This window comes from Stutzerimonas stutzeri (genome assembly GCF_051028275.1).
Taxonomy (GTDB): domain Bacteria; phylum Pseudomonadota; class Gammaproteobacteria; order Pseudomonadales; family Pseudomonadaceae; genus Stutzerimonas; species Stutzerimonas stutzeri_AS.
In genome coordinates, this window is sequence record NZ_CP069269.1 from 3,308,908 (window position 1) to 3,324,317 (window position 15,410).

The 15,410-nt window shown below is 60.7% G+C and carries 13 protein-coding genes; 11 read left to right on the top strand and 2 right to left on the bottom strand.

The annotated features are described in order from the left end of the window. Positions 1-76: 76 nt before the first annotated feature. Positions 77-784 carry a DNA/RNA nuclease SfsA gene (gene sfsA, locus JQR87_RS15365; protein ID WP_407295514.1) on the bottom strand — a complete coding sequence of 236 codons (708 nt, stop codon included), beginning with the start codon at positions 782-784 and terminating at the stop codon, positions 77-79. Beyond that, a complete protein-coding gene (locus JQR87_RS15370; protein WP_407295512.1) occupies positions 784-1,956 on the bottom strand; it encodes a pyridoxal phosphate-dependent aminotransferase in 1,173 nt (390 codons plus the stop codon). Before JQR87_RS15370 ends, sfsA begins: the two co-directional genes overlap by 1 nt. 193 nt (positions 1,957-2,149) lie before the next feature. On the opposite strand from JQR87_RS15370, the gene dksA reads away from it, so the two are divergent. The 11 genes from dksA to pgi all read left to right on the top strand — a co-directional run bounded on the left by dksA (position 2,150) and on the right by pgi (position 15,295). Further along, the gene (dksA, locus tag JQR87_RS15375) at positions 2,150-2,593 is read left to right on the top strand and encodes an RNA polymerase-binding protein DksA (RefSeq protein ID WP_407295511.1); all 444 of its coding nucleotides are present in this window, start codon (positions 2,150-2,152) and stop codon (positions 2,591-2,593) included. Positions 2,594-2,679: 86 nt separating this feature from the next. Then, complete coding sequence (gene gluQRS, locus JQR87_RS15380) at positions 2,680-3,570, top strand: tRNA glutamyl-Q(34) synthetase GluQRS (RefSeq protein WP_407295509.1); 891 nt, start codon at positions 2,680-2,682, stop codon at positions 3,568-3,570. 120 nt (positions 3,571-3,690) lie between these two features. After that, entirely contained in the window at positions 3,691-3,867 is a 177-nt protein-coding gene (locus JQR87_RS15385) for a hypothetical protein (RefSeq protein WP_003095129.1), read from the top strand. After that, positions 3,851-6,808 carry a sensor histidine kinase gene (locus JQR87_RS15390; RefSeq protein WP_407295506.1) on the top strand — a complete coding sequence of 986 codons (2,958 nt, stop codon included), beginning with the start codon at positions 3,851-3,853 and terminating at the stop codon, positions 6,806-6,808. The genes JQR87_RS15385 and JQR87_RS15390 overlap by 17 nt, the downstream gene beginning before the upstream one ends. A 208-nt stretch (positions 6,809-7,016) precedes the next feature. Continuing rightward, entirely contained in the window at positions 7,017-8,444 is a 1,428-nt protein-coding gene (locus JQR87_RS15395; protein ID WP_407295503.1) for a sigma-54-dependent transcriptional regulator, read from the top strand. A 646-nt stretch (positions 8,445-9,090) separates the two neighbouring features. Then, on the top strand, positions 9,091-10,488 hold the full coding sequence (locus JQR87_RS15400; RefSeq protein ID WP_407297677.1) for a polynucleotide adenylyltransferase PcnB: 1,398 nt from the start codon (positions 9,091-9,093) through the stop codon (positions 10,486-10,488). 1 nt (position 10,489) lies between these two features. Beyond that, complete coding sequence (folK, locus tag JQR87_RS15405; RefSeq protein WP_407295500.1) at positions 10,490-10,984, top strand: 2-amino-4-hydroxy-6-hydroxymethyldihydropteridine diphosphokinase; 495 nt, start codon at positions 10,490-10,492, stop codon at positions 10,982-10,984. Positions 10,985-11,153: 169 nt separating this feature from the next. Then, the gene (panB, locus tag JQR87_RS15410) at positions 11,154-11,954 is read left to right on the top strand and encodes a 3-methyl-2-oxobutanoate hydroxymethyltransferase (RefSeq protein ID WP_407295498.1); all 801 of its coding nucleotides are present in this window, start codon (positions 11,154-11,156) and stop codon (positions 11,952-11,954) included. Then, the gene (gene panC / locus JQR87_RS15415; protein ID WP_407295496.1) at positions 11,951-12,814 is read left to right on the top strand and encodes a pantoate--beta-alanine ligase; all 864 of its coding nucleotides are present in this window, start codon (positions 11,951-11,953) and stop codon (positions 12,812-12,814) included. Before panB ends, panC begins: the two co-directional genes overlap by 4 nt. Positions 12,815-12,916: 102 nt before the next feature. Continuing rightward, positions 12,917-13,297, top strand: coding sequence for an aspartate 1-decarboxylase (gene panD, locus JQR87_RS15420; RefSeq protein WP_407295494.1), 381 nt, complete (start codon positions 12,917-12,919; stop codon positions 13,295-13,297). A 333-nt stretch (positions 13,298-13,630) separates the two neighbouring features. Then, positions 13,631-15,295: a glucose-6-phosphate isomerase gene (pgi, locus tag JQR87_RS15425; protein WP_407295491.1), complete on the top strand. Its 1,665-nt coding sequence runs from the start codon at positions 13,631-13,633 to the stop codon at positions 15,293-15,295. Positions 15,296-15,410: the final 115 nt, after the last annotated feature.

Below are 15,410 nucleotides of genomic sequence, written 5' to 3' on the forward strand. Positions count from 1 at the left end.
TGATCGTGCTCATGTAGGAGCGAGCTTGCTCGCGATCCTGGGCCTACCGGTTCCGCTTAGTCTGCAGCCTTGGTGCTTAGATGATCACGGGCAGCGGATGGGCCAGACGGATTTCTTTTTCTGATATTTCGGCGCCGTAGGCGAGCACCTCTACACCCGCCGCGACCGCCTCCCGTAATGCGTTGCTGTAAACCAGATCGATCTCACTCGCCGGGCGTACAGCTTCGATGCCCGTGAGATTTATGCAATACAGCTGCACAGCCCGCACCCCATCACGCGCCAATGCAGTCAGTTCTCTCAAGTGGCGGGCACCTCGGCTCGTCACAGCATCAGGAAAGGCCGCTACAGCCGTATCATCGAACCCCAACGTGACGCTCTTGACTTCGACATATGCCGGCCCCGCCGCATGGTCCAGGCGAAAATCCACTCGACTGTTCTCGATGCCGTAGGCCACCTCACGCTTGAGCCCAGTGAAACCCTTCAATTCGGCAATCACGCCTGCCAGCAGGGCTTCTTCTACCAACCGGTTGGCTCTCGCGGTGTTGACGCAGGCCAGGCGCCCCTGCGGCGTTTCCACCAGTTCCCAGGTGCCCGGCAGTTTGCGCTTGGGGTCGCGGCTGCGCTGAAACCAGACGCGCGCGCCCTCGCCCATGCAATTGAGCATCGAGCCGGTATTCGGGCAATGGATGCAAAGCTCTTCGCCAGCATCGGTAACGATATCGGCGAGAAAACGCTTATATCGCCGCACCAGCCGGCCCGACTCCAGAGGCGTCAAGAACTGCATCAGCCTTGCCAGCTCCTAAGCCCGCAAGCGATACGCTCGACGGCCTGCTCCAATCGGGGCAGATTCTGGGTATAGGCGAAACGCACATGGTGGCCAGCCTGGTGCCGCCCGAAATCGAGTCCCGGCGTGATCGCAACGAATTGGGATTCCAGCATGTGTTGACAGAAGGCGTAGGCGTCACCGCCGATGGCGCTGATATCGGCGTACAGGTAAAAGGCCCCCTCCGGCTCCACCGCGATGACGAAGCCCAGCTCTCGCAACGCCGGCAGCAGGAAATCGCGGCGCTTGGCGAACTCCTGGCGACGCGCCTCGAGGATCGCCAGCGTAGCCGGTTCGAAACACGCCAGCGCAGCATGCTGAGCCATGGTTGGTGCACTGATGTAAAGATTCTGGGCGAGCTTTTCCAGCTCACCTACAGCGCCCGGCGGGGCCACCAGCCAGCCGAGACGCCAGCCGGTCATGCCGAAGTATTTGGAGAAGCTGTTGAGCACGAACGCCGAGTCGTCGACTTCGAGCACGCTCGCCGCATCGGTGCCATAGGTGAGGCCATGGTAGATCTCATCCACGACCAGATGACCGCCACGCGATTTCAGCGCTGCAGACAGGCCCCCGAGCTCGTCGCGCGTGAGCAGGGTCCCGGTGGGGTTGGCCGGCGAAGCGATCAGCGCACCGACGCTGTCCTTGTCCCAATAGCGTTTGATCAGGTCCGGCGTCAGCTGATATCGCACATCGGGGCCGACCGGCACCAGCTGCGCCGCGCCTTCGATCAAGCGCAGGAAGTGGCGATTGCAGGGATAGCCAGGGTCCGCCAGCAGCCAGTGCTTGCCTGGGTCAACCAGCAAACTGCTTGCAAGCAGAAGCGCACCGGATCCGCCGGGAGTAATCAGCACGCGTTCGGGGTCAATAGACAGTTGATAGCGCTGCTTGTAGAAACCGGTAATCGCCTCGCGCAGCTGTGGAAGCCCACGGGCAGCGGTGTAGCGGGTATGACCGGCAGCGAGGGCAGCCTGACCAGCCGCGACGATGGGCTCGGCAGTGGTGAAGTCCGGCTCTCCGATTTCCAGGTGAATGACATCATGTCCAGACGCCTGCAATTCGTTGGCCCGGGCCAGCAATGCCATAACGTGAAAGGGTTCGATTGCACGGCTACGCGCGCTATATGACGAGGTCATCTGACCTTCCTGACGAGTACAAAATGTGAATTCTACCGAAGGTCCCTCTGACACCGCAGCCACCGTGATATTCGGGAGTAGCGCACCCCGATACGATCTGGTAAGTTCGCCCGCTTGCAGCCGCAGGGCCGGCACGGGCCGGCAGAGGGATTTCACTATCCTGCGCAATGGACATAGCGAGAGGCGTTCATCCATGCCCATTACCAAAACGACACCCAGCAACCAACTGATCCGCGCCTTCGTTCCCTACAAGGAGTCCAAGGGCGAGGAGTACATGAGCGACGAAATGCGCGCTCATTTCAGCAACATCCTCAATAAGTGGAAGCTGGAGCTGATGGAGGAAGTCGACCGCACCGTGCATCACATGCAGGACGAAGCGGCCAACTTCCCCGACCCGGCGGACCGCGCCAGCCAGGAAGAAGAGTTCAGCCTGGAGCTGCGTGCCCGCGACCGCGAGCGCAAGCTGATCAAGAAAATCGACGAGACGCTGCAGCTTATCGAAGACAACGAGTACGGCTGGTGCGATTCCTGTGGCGTCGAAATTGGTATCCGTCGCCTGGAAGCCCGCCCTACCGCCACGCTCTGCATCGATTGCAAGACACTGGCGGAGATCAAGGAAAAGCAGATCGGTTCCTGATCCCGAACGGGGCGCTACGGCGCCCCGCTTCATTTCAGCACGCTTGCCGCTGTTCCGCCTCGACGATCCTGAACCCGAGCCGGCTCATGTCCGCACCCTCCTCCTATATAGGCCGCTTCGCGCCGACACCCAGTGGTTATTTGCACTTCGGCTCGCTGATAGCCGCCCTCGCATCCTATCTCGATGCCCGTGCCGTAGGCGGCCGCTGGTTGCTGCGCATGGAAGACCTCGATCCGCCGCGAGAAATGCCAGGTGCCCAAGAGGCGATCCTGCAGGCCCTGGAAGCCTACGGATTTCAGTGGGACGGGTATATGGTGCGTCAAAGCGAACGGCTTGAAGTCTATAACGAGGTGATCGACCAGCTCAGACAGGGCGGGCATGCCTACGCCTGCACCTGCTCGCGCAAGCAACTGGAGGCATTCGCCGGGCTCTACCCTGGCTTCTGCCGCGAAGCCGGACGAGACACCACAGATGCCGCGATCCGCTTGCGCGTGCCTGATCAAATCTACAGTTTCAGCGACCGCGTCCAAGGTCAATACAGCCAGGACTTGGCCCGTGAAGTCGGCGACTTCGTTATCCGCCGCCGTGACGGACTGATCGCCTATCAGCTAGCGGTGGTGCTGGACGACGCCTGGCAGGGCGTGACGGACATTGTGCGCGGCGCCGACCTGCTCGACTCGACCCCACGGCAGCTGTTCCTGCAGGACCTGCTTGGCCTCCCTCGCCCGCGGTATCTGCACGTTCCGCTGATCATTCAGCCGGATGGTCATAAGCTGGGTAAACGTTACCGCTCACCACCCCTGCAGCCGGCTGAAGCCACACCGCTGTTGCTGCGTGCGCTGCGCGCGCTCGGTCAGCCTACCCCGAGCGAGCTGAGCGATGCCCTGCCCGACGAGCTGCTGACCTGGGCAACCGCACACTGGGATGCCGAGCGCATCCCCCACAGCAGGACCCTGGCGGAGTCACAGCTTCGCTGACGGTCCACCTATCTTTTCCGCAAGGGGCCTGATCGACGTGCGCCGCTCTTTTTGGCCAGGCTGTGGCTTGCCGGTTGCCGCTTCCTTTACCATCCGCCTACTTTCGACACGAGTTCCAGCATGTACATCTACCGACTGGTGCTGCTCCTGGTGGTGGGAATTTATCTGTTTTCGCCCGCCATCATGGACTGGTGGATCGACCCCAACGGCGCCTGGTACCGGCCTTATCTGTTGTGGCTGATCCTCATCGTGGTGACCTTCATCCTTCAGAGTCAGCGCGATGCAGACGAGCTTTAGCCTCAGCCATCTCATCCTGATCAGCGCCGCCTATCTACTGGTGCTATTCAGTGTCGCCTGGGTCAGCGAGCGTGGGCTGATCCCACGCTGGGTCATCCGCCATCCGCTCACTTACACCCTGTCCCTCGGCGTCTACGCCAGTGCCTGGGCGTTTTATGGCACGGTGGGCCTCGCCTATCAGTACGGGTACGGGTTCCTCGCCACCTACCTCGGCGTTTGCGGCGCGTTTCTGCTCGCACCCGTATTGCTCTATCCGATTCTGCGCATTACCCGGACCTATCAGTTGGCCTCGTTGGCGGATCTGTTCGCCTTTCGCTTCCGCAGCACCTGGAGCGGTGCGCTGACGACGGTGGTGATGCTGATCGGAATGCTGCCCCTGCTTGCCCTGCAGATTCAGGCCGTCGCCGATGCAATCGGAATTCTTACCCTCGAACCCCTGCAGGAAAGGGTTGCGCTGGGCTACTGCGTGATGATCATGCTGTTCACCATTCTATTTGGCGCCCGGCACATCGCCACGCGTGAGAAGCATGAGGGACTGGTCTTCGCCATCGCTTTCGAGTCGGTGGTGAAGTTGTTGACCTTCGGCGCTATCGGCTTGTACGCGCTTTTTGTCGTCTTTGGCGGGCCGCATCAGCTGGAGTTCTGGCTTCTACAGAATCAGTCGGCGCTACAGGCGTTGCACACCCCGCTGCAGGAAGGTCCATGGCGGACACTGTTACTGGTGTTTTTCGCATCGGCGATCGTCATGCCGCATATGTATCACATGACCTTCACTGAAAACCTCAACCCGCGGGCGCTGGTCAGCGCCAGCTGGGGCCTGCCGCTGTACCTGTTGCTGATGAGCCTGGCCGTGCCGCTGATTCTCTGGGCCGGACTCAAGCTTGGCGTCAGTACCAACCCCGAATACTTCACCCTCGGCCTCGGAATTACGGCGCAGAGCGAGGCACTGACGCTGCTCGCATTCGTCGGCGGGCTTTCAGCGTCCAGCGGACTGATCATCGTCAGCACCCTGGCGCTATCAGGCATGGCCCTCAACCATCTGGTGCTACCGCTTTACCAGCCGCCTACCGAAGGCAACATCTACCGCTGGTTGAAGTGGACCCGCCGCAGCCTGATCCTCGCCATCATCATGGCGGGCTACGGCTTCTACCTGATGCTCGGCGCCGAGCAGGACCTGTCAAACCTTGGCATTGTCGCTTTTGTGGCCACACTCCAGTTTCTCCCGGGCGTGCTCTCGGTACTGTACTGGCCGACGGCTAACCGTCGTGGCTATATCGTCGGCCTGCTGGCCGGCATCGCCGTCTGGGTCGTCACCATGCTGCTGCCGCTCGTGGGCAACCTCGACGGGTTCTACATTCCACTGCTGAACCTCGTTTACGTACTCGACGACACCAGCTGGCACCTCGCGGCCATTGCATCCCTGGCAGTCAACGTACTGGCGTTCTCGCTGATCTCGATCTTCACGGAAACCAGCGCCGAGGAACAGGCAGCAGCCGAAGCCTGCGCCGTGGAAAATGTACGTCGCCCTCAGCGGCGAGAGCTGACAGCCGGTTCACCGCAGGAATTTGCTGCGCAGCTGGCCAAGCCGCTGGGTGCCAAGACGGCCCAGCGCGAGGTGGAACAGGCGCTCAAGGACCTGCAGCTGCCGTTCGACGAGCATCGCCCCTACGCCCTGCGTCGCCTGCGTGATCGCATCGAGGCCAACCTTTCAGGCCTCATGGGGCCTAGCGTCGCTCAGGACATCGTCGAGAATTTCCTTTCCTACAAGAAAGGTGCCGACGGCTACGTCACTGAAGACATCCACTTCATCGAGAATCGGCTGGAGGAATACCATTCACGGCTGACCGGGCTGGCCGCAGAGCTGGATGCGCTGCGCCGCTACCACCGACAGACCCTGCAGGAACTACCGATGGGCGTGTGCTCCTTGGCCAAGGATCAGGAAATCCTGATGTGGAACCGAGCTCTGGAAGAGCTGACAGAGATTCCGGCGTTGCAGGTCGTCGGCTCGCGCCTCTCCACCATTGCCGAGCCTTGGCAAAGCCTGCTGGCGGACTTCATCAAGCAGAACGATGAGCACTTGCATAAACAACGACTGCAGCTCGATGGCCACAGCCGCTACCTGAACCTGCACAAGGCCGCCATCGCCGAGCCGCTGGCACCCGGTAACAGCGGTCTGGTTCTGTTGATTGAAGACCTCACCGATACCCAGCAGCTCGAAGACCGCTTGGTCCACTCTGAACGCCTGGCCAGCATCGGCCGGCTGGCCGCCGGCGTAGCGCACGAGATCGGCAACCCGATCACCGGCATCGCCTGTCTGGCGCAGAATCTGCGCGAAGAGCGAGAGGCTGATGGGGAAATCATCGAGATCAGCAACCAGATTGTCGAGCAGACCAAACGCGTCTCACGCATCGTCCAGTCGCTGATGAGTTTCGCCCACGCCGGCGGCCGGCAGCAGCAGGACATGTATCCGGTCAGTCTTGCCGAAGTGACACAAGATGCCATTGCACTGCTTTCTCTCAACCGTCGCGGCACCGAGGTGCGCTTTTTCAATCTGTGCGATCCGAGCCATTTGGCCGAGGGCGATCCCCAACGCCTGGCCCAGGTCCTGATCAACCTATTAGCCAATGCTCGCGACGCATCCGAGCCGGGCGGTGCCATCCGTGTGCGTAGCGAGGTAGCCGAGCAGACCGTCTACCTGATCGTCGAGGACGAAGGAAGCGGAATCCCACAGTCGATCCAGGACCGTCTCTTCGAGCCGTTCTTCACCACCAAGGATCCCGGCGAAGGAACCGGCCTGGGCCTTGCGCTGGTCTATTCGATCGTGGAAGAGCATTATGGCCAGATCAATATAGACAGCCCTGCAAACTTGGCTACCCAGCGTGGAACCCGTTTCCGCGTTACCCTGCCGCGGCATGTCGAGGCGACAAATGCCAAGGAGTGACGACGCGAGTCCCGCCACTCGCCTGTTATTTGCCATGAAGATAACAGCGTGCCACGGGTCTTGCGGCGACCAGCAAGATGAATAGCACAGCCCCGCACTGGCGAATTCGCCCCGCATCGCGACAGCATGCACGAGCCCATGGAACACCGACGCTACATGCGGCGTTCCAACGGCCCGTAGCTGCTTTCAGACCGTCGAGAGAGTACTGATGCCCCATATTCTGATCGTCGAAGACGAAACCATCATCCGCTCCGCCCTGCGCCGACTGCTCGAACGCAACCAGTACGAGGTCAGCGAAGCCGGCTCGGTGCAGGAAGCGCAGGAGCGTTTCAGCATTCCGGCATTCGACCTCATCGTCAGCGACCTGCGCCTGCCTGGCGCTCCGGGTACCGAACTGATACGGCTCGCAGAAGGCACCCCGGTTCTGATCATGACCAGCTATGCCAGCCTGCGCTCAGCAGTGGACTCGATGAAACTGGGCGCGGTCGATTACATCGCCAAGCCGTTCGACCACGATGAGATGCTGCAGACCGTAGCCCGAATTCTCAACGACCATCAGCAGCCCACAGCCTCGCCTGCGAGCCAGCGTAACCAACCCTCTTCGACCGGTGACACGGTTACGACAGGCGACTCCGGTAACAGCGAGATCGGCATCATTGGGCGTTGCGGACCCATGCAGGATCTGTTCGGCAAGATCCGGAAGGTGGCGCCAACCGATTCCAACGTGCTCATCCAGGGCGAGTCCGGGACCGGCAAGGAGCTCGTCGCACGGGCGCTTCACAACCTCTCGCGGCGCGCCAAGGCGCCGATGATCTCGGTCAACTGCGCAGCGATCCCGGAAACCCTGATCGAATCCGAACTGTTCGGACATGAAAAAGGTGCATTTACTGGCGCCAGCGCCGGACGTGCCGGGCTGGTGGAAGCTGCCGACAGCGGTACCCTGTTTCTGGATGAGATCGGCGAGCTGCCACTCGAAGCCCAGGCCAGACTGCTACGGGTATTGCAGGAAGGCGAGATTCGTCGAGTCGGCTCGACCCAATCGCAAAAGGTCGATGTGCGCCTGATCGCCGCGACCCATCGCGACCTCAAAACGCTGGCCAAGAACGGCCAGTTCCGAGAAGACCTTTATTACCGCCTGCATGTCATCGCATTGAAGCTGCCGCCGCTACGCGAGCGCGGCAGTGACGTGCTGGAAATCGCGAAGGCCTTCCTTGCGCGCCAGGGCGAGCGTATGGGCAGCGAAGGCCTGCACTTTTCCCGCGAGGCGGAGCAAGCCGTACGCATGTACGCCTGGCCCGGCAATGTACGTGAGCTGGAGAACGCGATCGAGCGAGCCGCCATCCTCAGCGAAAGCAGCGAGATCAGCGCGGAGCTGCTGGGGATCGACATAGAGCTCGATGAACTCGAAGACGACTTCGATGATTCCTGCGGTCCGCTTGCGGCCGTCGTCTCGAACAGCAACGAGCCGACCGAGGACCTTTCGCTGGAAGATTACTTCCAGCACTTCGTACTGGAGCACCAGGACCACATGACCGAGACCGAGCTGGCCCGAAAGCTAGGCATCAGCCGCAAGTGCTTATGGGAACGCCGGCAGCGCCTGGGCATCCCGCGGCGCAAATCGAGTGCGGCTGGGTAGTGACTTGTTACCGTCACTACCTCGCCGTAACAAAAACCGGGTCCATCGGTAACGGAGGGCCGCTCATTTTTCCTCCGAATGCCGCCCTGGAAATCCTAAACTCCTGATCTATAAGGTTTTTCAAAAACTGGCACGGCGAATGCTTTATATCTGGCACAACAACAATAACAAGCAGACCCACAATAAGAACAAGACGTACCGGCTCTAGCAAAATAAAGACAATAAGGCAGAGGCGTAGCTAACTGATTCTTTTGGAGAGGACATGCCATACGGGGCTTGCCCCATGACCAGGCCGAGAACAACAAAAGCTGCTTAAGCAGTACCTGAACTGGTTGAGACACTTGGCATATCAGCGACCAAAGAAATCCGTTTGCTCTTTGCTCCCAATGTAGGAGCGATTCCCGGAAGCGATAGCTGAAGGGAACGGGCGGCAAACAAAAACAACACGCCCGAAATACTAATAACAACAAAGCACGCGACATCATTAAAGGGGGAGCTTCGGCTCCCCCTAGTGCTTTCTGGCTTCGGCCGTGTTTTGACACCTCCCTACGCTTCGTTCACCATCCCGGTTCCCGGTGCTAGAATCTACGACTATTTCGTGGCTATTCATTACGCCACCTTGTCATTTCGCCACACAGTGCCTCCCATGCTGAAAAAGCTGTTCCAGTCTTTTCGTTCTCCCCTGCGCCGTTTCCCGCATCCTCGTCGCACACCCGAAATACTGACCAGCCGGCAGCATTCGCTACACCGCGACGATCTTAGCCGCCATGCGGTCAGTGTCGTCGAGCGGCTTCAGCAAGCCGGATATGAGGCCTATGTCGTTGGCGGCTGTGTCCGCGATCTGCTGCTGGACCTAGACCCGAAGGACTACGACGTGGCTACCAGCGCCACGCCGGAACAGGTTCGCGCAGAATTTCGCAACGCGCGGGTTATTGGCCGGCGGTTCAAGCTGGTCCACGTACATTTCGGCCGCGAGATCATCGAAGTCGCTACCTTCCGCGCCAATCACCCTGAAGAAGACGATGACGAGGCGAGCCACCTGGCTTCTCGCAACGAGAGCGGGCGAATCCTGCGCGATAACGTGTACGGATCGCTGGAAGATGACGCCCAGCGCCGCGATTTCACTATTAACGCCTTGTATTACGACCCCTCGACGGAGCGCATCCTGGACCATACCCATGGCGTCCACGACATCCGCAACAAGCTGATTCGCCTGATCGGCGACCCTGAACAGCGTTATCAGGAAGATCCGGTGCGGATGCTGCGAGCCGTTCGCTTTGCCGCCAAACTGAACTTCGAAATTGAAAAGCACAGCGCCGAGCCGATCGCTGATCTGGCCGATCTTTTGGACGATGTGCCTTCTGCGCGCCTGTTCGATGAAATCATCAAGCTGTTTCTCAGCGGCAAAGCCGAGCGGACGTTTGAGCTACTGCTGGAGTACGAGCTGTTCGCGCCATTGTTCCCGGCCAGCGCCGAGGCACTGGAAGACAACCCGGACTACGTCGGAACGCTGATCCGTAATGCTCTGGCCAACACGGATCTGCGCATCGCCCAGGGTAAACCAGTGACCCCCGCGTTCCTGTTCGCCGCCCTGCTCTGGCCTGCCCTGCCGGCGCGTGTCGCCGAGGTACAGGCGCGCGGCCTACCGCCGATCCCGGCGATGCAGGAAGCCGCGCACGACTTGATATGGGAACAATGCCAGCGCACCGCAATTCCTAAACGGTTCACTATGCCCATGCGAGAGATTTGGGACATGCAGGAGCGCCTGCCACGTCGGCAGGGCCGCAGAGCGGACCAGTTGCTCGAAAATCCGCGGTTCCGTGCCGGCTATGACTTCCTGCTGCTTCGCGAAAGCGCCGGCGAAGAAACCGATGGTCTGGGCGACTGGTGGACCCGGTATCAGGAAGCCAGTGACAGCGAACGCCGCAACATGATTCGGGGCCTGAGTAACAAGGATGAAGGCAGCGGCGCTCCCCGCAAGCGTCGCCGTAGCAATCGACGCAAGCGCGGCCCCAGCGAAAACGCCCCGGCAGCCGCAGACTGATATGGAGCGCGTATACATCGGCCTGGGCAGTAACCTGGCCGAACCGCGGCAGCAGCTGCGTGGCGCAATCGACGCGCTGGCGCGTATTCCCGACTCCCAGGTCACCGCGATTTCCTCGCTGTACCTCAGCGATCCGCTCGGTCCTTCCGATCAGCCGCGTTACAACAATGCCGTGGCGGCGCTGGACACGTCGCTGTCACCGCTTGCTCTGCTCGACGCGCTGCAAGCGATCGAACTCGCTCAGGGCCGCGAAAGAAAAACCGAACGCTGGGGACCTCGCACGCTGGATCTCGACATTCTGCTGTTTGGTGATCGGCTGATCAGCGAACCCCGTCTTACGGTTCCGCATTACCACATGCATGCGCGGGCTTTCGTACTCTACCCGCTGGCCGAGATTGCCCCAGCGGAACTTAAGCTAGCCGACGGCCGCACGCTGGCCGAACTGATCGCAGCCTGTCCCTACGTGGGTTTGGAGCGAATCGATAAGCCGATGTAACTGCCCGGTAACAGCCGTAACGTGCAGGTAACACTTGCGATTGACTTAGCTCGCCGCCATCCGGACTATAAGCGCCCTCAGCCGGCACGCATCGATTTGGGGCGGCGTTGCCCCCTACTGGCGCTCCGACGCCACATGATCTCTCAGAGGCTTTAGGAGGACGGCATTCATGCCAGACGTAACCCTGACCACACTGCAAGGCCTCAAGCGCAAGGGCGAGAAGATCGTCATGCTTACCTGCTACGACGCGACGTTTGCCAAGACCGCCTGCGAAGCCGGGGTCGAAATACTGTTGATCGGCGACTCCCTGGGCATGGTCCTTCAAGGCCACGACAGCACCTTGCCGGTTTCCGTCGAGGAAATGGCTTACCACACGGCGTCCGTCAAACGCGGCAACCGCGGCGCGATGATCATTGCCGATCTGCCTTTCATGGCAAACGCCACGATCGAACAGACACTGAACAATTCGGCCATCCTGATGAAGGCCGGCGCGCACATGATCAAGGTCGAGGGCGCTGCATGGCTGGCCGAATCCATCCGCCTGCTAGCCGAGCGTGGCATTCCGGTGTGCGCGCATATGGGGCTGACGCCGCAGGCGGTGAATATTTTTGGTGGCTACAAGGTCCAGGGCCGTCAGGAGGCTCAGGCGCAGCAGATGATCGCTGACGCCAAAGCGCTGGAAGCAGCCGGTGCCGCAATGCTGTTGCTCGAATGCGTACCCAGCGAACTGGCTGCGCGGATCACCGAGGCCGTCAGCGTACCGGTCATTGGTATCGGCGCCGGCAGCGACACGGACGGGCAAGTGCTGGTCCTGCACGACATGCTCGGCCTGTCGCTCAGCGGCCGCGCTCCGAAGTTCGTCAAGAATTTCATGCAGGAGCATGGCGACATTCCCGCAGCCATCGCTGCGTATGTCCAGGCAGTAAAAGCCGTCGAGTTCCCTGCAGCCGAACATGGGTTCTCAGCATGAATGTGGTCAGAACCGTTGCCGACCTTCGCGCCGCGGTCACCCGCGCCCGTGGCGAGGGCAAGCGCATTGGCTTTGTGCCCACGATGGGCAATCTGCACGCAGGGCATATCGCGCTGGTGAAAACAGCCGGACAACGCGCCGAGTTCGTGGTGGCCAGCATCTTCGTCAACCCACTGCAGTTCGGCCCCAACGAAGATCTGGACAGCTACCCCCGAACGCTGGCAGCCGATCAGGAAAAGCTCGTCGAGGCGGGCTGTCACCTGCTGTTCGCACCCAGCGTCGAGGAAATGTACCCGCACGGCCAGAGCATGCAGACCATCGTCCGTGTACCGGGCGTGACCGAGGGGCTCTGCGGAGGCAGCCGCCCGGGGCACTTCGACGGCGTTTCGACTGTGGTGAGCAAACTATTCAATATGGTGCTGCCGGACCTTGCGGTCTTCGGCCAGAAAGATTTTCAGCAGCTGGCGGTCGTTCGCACCATGGTTCGCGACCTCAACATGCCTGTGCAGATCATTGGCGAGCCCATCGTGCGGGCCGAGGACGGCCTGGCGCTGTCCTCGCGCAACGGTTACCTCTGCGCTGACGAGCGCGCAATCGCCCCGATGTTGCAACGCACGCTGCGACAGCTAGCAGACGCCCTGCTCAAGGGTGAGCGTGACTACCCCGCCCTGCTCGCCTCCGGCCATCAAGCGCTGCAGGCTGCCGGCTTGAGGCCCGATTATCTCGAGATCCGCAACGCTGAGGACCTGCAGCCCGTCACGACAAGCAGTCGCGAAGTGGTGATTCTCGCGGCCGCGTTCCTGGGCAAAACCCGCCTGCTCGACAACCTGCTGGTCGACATTGCGCCGCCAGCACCCTAACAACGACCGATCATCGGCATAACCCAGCTCGACCCTTGGTCTTGAACAGGCCTGTGGCTTCGGGCACACTCTGCGCCGCTTGCGCACCCGGAGGACCCCGCCATGCACGCCATCATGCTCAAGGCTAAATTGCACCGCGCCCAGGTGACCCACTCGGTGCTGGATTATGAAGGTTCCTGCGCCATCGACGGTGACTGGCTGGACCTTGCCGGTATCCGCGAATATGAACAGATTCAGATCTACAACGTAGACAACGGCGAGCGCTTCACTACCTATGCGATCCGCGGTGAGGAAGGCTCCAGGATCATATCCGTCAACGGCGCAGCCGCACACAAGGCCGGGGTCGGTCATCGACTCATCATTTGTGCGTATGCTCACTACAGCGAAGCTGAATTGGTCAGCTTCAAGCCGCATGTGTTGTACATGGACGCAGACGGCAAACTTAGCCACACCAGCAACGCAATCCCGGTTCAGGTTGCCTGATCCCGAACAGGCGGTTGGAAAGCCCGCAATGCCAATGGCGTCGCGGGCTTTTTTGTGCACAAAAGGTTTCCCCTGACGAGACGAATCTGTAAACGTCTACGGGATCTGACGGCGATTGGTTACACAGGCGCAACGCTTCGGAACGCCGCGCGTTTTTGCCAGTCAGACCAGTCTCGACGGTGCAGGAAGTGCCGTCGCCGTTGCGGTTCAACCGCAGCGGTACGCGCCAGCTGTATTCAGGACGAATGCCAGCGTGCCAGCATGACCGAATGACTGTCCGTACGAACCGCATAGCCATGGACAGTTCGCCAAAGCAAAGGAAGCCGTACAACCATGAGTTACTACCAGCACCCTCTCGATGCTACCGGCCTGTCCTCTTGGAAGGCCCTGGAAGAACACCGCCTGGCCATGCAGAACTTCAGCATGCGCGACGCCTTCAAGGCGGACCCGACGCGCTTCGATGACCTGTCGGTTTCCTGCTGCGGCTTGTTTCTGGACTATTCGAAGAACCTGATCACGCCCGAGACCAGGACCTTGCTGGTGAACCTGGCCCGCGAAGCCGGCGTTGAGCAGGCCGCGCGCGCCATGATCGAAGGTGAGCGGATCAACGCGTCTGAAAACCGCCCGGTACTGCATACCGCCTTGCGTCGCCCCATGGGTGAGTCGGTGATAGTCGATGGACGCAACGTCATACGCGATGTACACGCCGCTCTGGCCCAGATGACTGACATCGTGACCCGCATCCATAACAACCTGTGGCGCGGATTTAGCGACAAGACGATCACCGACGTGGTGAACATCGGTATCGGCGGTTCCTTCCTCGGCCCACAGCTGGTCTCCGAAGCGCTACTGCCCTTTACCCAGCACGGTGTACGGACCCATTACCTGGCCAACATCGACGGCAGCGAATTCCGCGAAGTGACGGCCAAGCTGAACGTCGAGACCACCCTGTTCATCATCTCCAGCAAGACCTTCGGCACCCTGGAGACGCTGAAAAACGCTCAGGCCGCACGCAACTGGTACCTGGGCAAAGGCGGTACTGAGGAAAAGCTCTATCGGCACTTCATTGCAGTGACCAGCAACAAGAAGGCCGCAGTCGAGTTCGGTATTCGCGAAAAAAACATCTTCCCAATGTGGGATTGGGTCGGGGGCCGTTACTCACTCTGGTCGGCGATCGGCCTGCCCATCGCGTTGGCGATCGGTATGTCCAACTTCAAGGACCTGCTGTCCGGTGCCTACAGCATGGACCAGCACTTCCTCAGCGAGCCGTTCGAAAGCAACATGCCGGTGCTGCTCGCAATGCTCGGCATCTGGTACCACAACTTCTGGGGCGCGCAGAGCTACGCCTTCCTCCCCTATGACCACTACCTGCGCAACTTCGTCAAACACCTGCAGCAGATGGACATGGAGTCCAATGGCAAAAGCGTTCGCCAGGACGGTTCTGCTGTTTCCTGCACCACTGGCCCAGTGATCTGGGGCGGTGTTGGTGCCAACGGCCAGCATGCGTACCACCAACTGCTGCATCAGGGCACGCCGTTGATTCCGGCAGACTTCATCGTGCCGGTGGTCAGCCACAATCCTGTAGCCGATCACCATGAATGGCTGTATGCAAACTGCCTGTCGCAGAGCCAGGCGCTGATGCTGGGCAAAACCCGTGAGGAAGCCGAGGCCGAACTGCGCGCCAAGGGTCTCGATGAAGCCGAAGTGCAGCGTCTGGCCCCGCACAAGGTGATCCCGGGCAATCGCCCCAGCAACACCGTGGTCATGGAAACTATCAGCCCCGGCCGTCTCGGTGCACTGATCGCGCTTTACGAGCACAAAGTGTTCGTCCAGGGCGTGATCTGGGGGATCAACTCGTTCGACCAGTGGGGCGTAGAGCTCGGCAAGGACCTGGGCAAAGCGGTCTATGGTCAGATGACCAGCTTCGACGCGCAGCCAGCCGAAGACGCCTCGACCCAGGGTCTGATCGATTTCTTCCGCGGTCGCCATCGCGGCTGATTGCTGCCAAAGCCGGACAGCGCCTGGCCGCTGTCCGGCTCTCCTCTACCTCTGCGCCTGCCCCACGCACCTGCTCGCCTACGCTGATCGGCTGGCACTGGGTAACCCCTGCGCT

Coding starts and splice junctions, on each gene's coding strand:
- pgi (WP_407295491.1), top strand. CDS start 13,631: ATGAGTTACTACCAGCACCCTCTCGATGCTACCGGCCTGTCCTCTTGG.
- panC (WP_407295496.1), top strand. CDS start 11,951: ATGAATGTGGTCAGAACCGTTGCCGACCTTCGCGCCGCGGTCACCCGC.
- JQR87_RS15395 (WP_407295503.1), top strand. CDS start 7,017: ATGCCCCATATTCTGATCGTCGAAGACGAAACCATCATCCGCTCCGCC.
- sfsA (WP_407295514.1), bottom strand. CDS start 784: ATGCAGTTCTTGACGCCTCTGGAGTCGGGCCGGCTGGTGCGGCGATAT.
- JQR87_RS15370 (WP_407295512.1), bottom strand. CDS start 1,956: ATGACCTCGTCATATAGCGCGCGTAGCCGTGCAATCGAACCCTTTCAC.
- folK (WP_407295500.1), top strand. CDS start 10,490: ATGGAGCGCGTATACATCGGCCTGGGCAGTAACCTGGCCGAACCGCGG.
- JQR87_RS15385 (WP_003095129.1), top strand. CDS start 3,691: ATGTACATCTACCGACTGGTGCTGCTCCTGGTGGTGGGAATTTATCTG.
- JQR87_RS15390 (WP_407295506.1), top strand. CDS start 3,851: ATGCAGACGAGCTTTAGCCTCAGCCATCTCATCCTGATCAGCGCCGCC.
- dksA (WP_407295511.1), top strand. CDS start 2,150: ATGCCCATTACCAAAACGACACCCAGCAACCAACTGATCCGCGCCTTC.
- gluQRS (WP_407295509.1), top strand. CDS start 2,680: ATGTCCGCACCCTCCTCCTATATAGGCCGCTTCGCGCCGACACCCAGT.
- panD (WP_407295494.1), top strand. CDS start 12,917: ATGCACGCCATCATGCTCAAGGCTAAATTGCACCGCGCCCAGGTGACC.
- JQR87_RS15400 (WP_407297677.1), top strand. CDS start 9,091: ATGCTGAAAAAGCTGTTCCAGTCTTTTCGTTCTCCCCTGCGCCGTTTC.
- panB (WP_407295498.1), top strand. CDS start 11,154: ATGCCAGACGTAACCCTGACCACACTGCAAGGCCTCAAGCGCAAGGGC.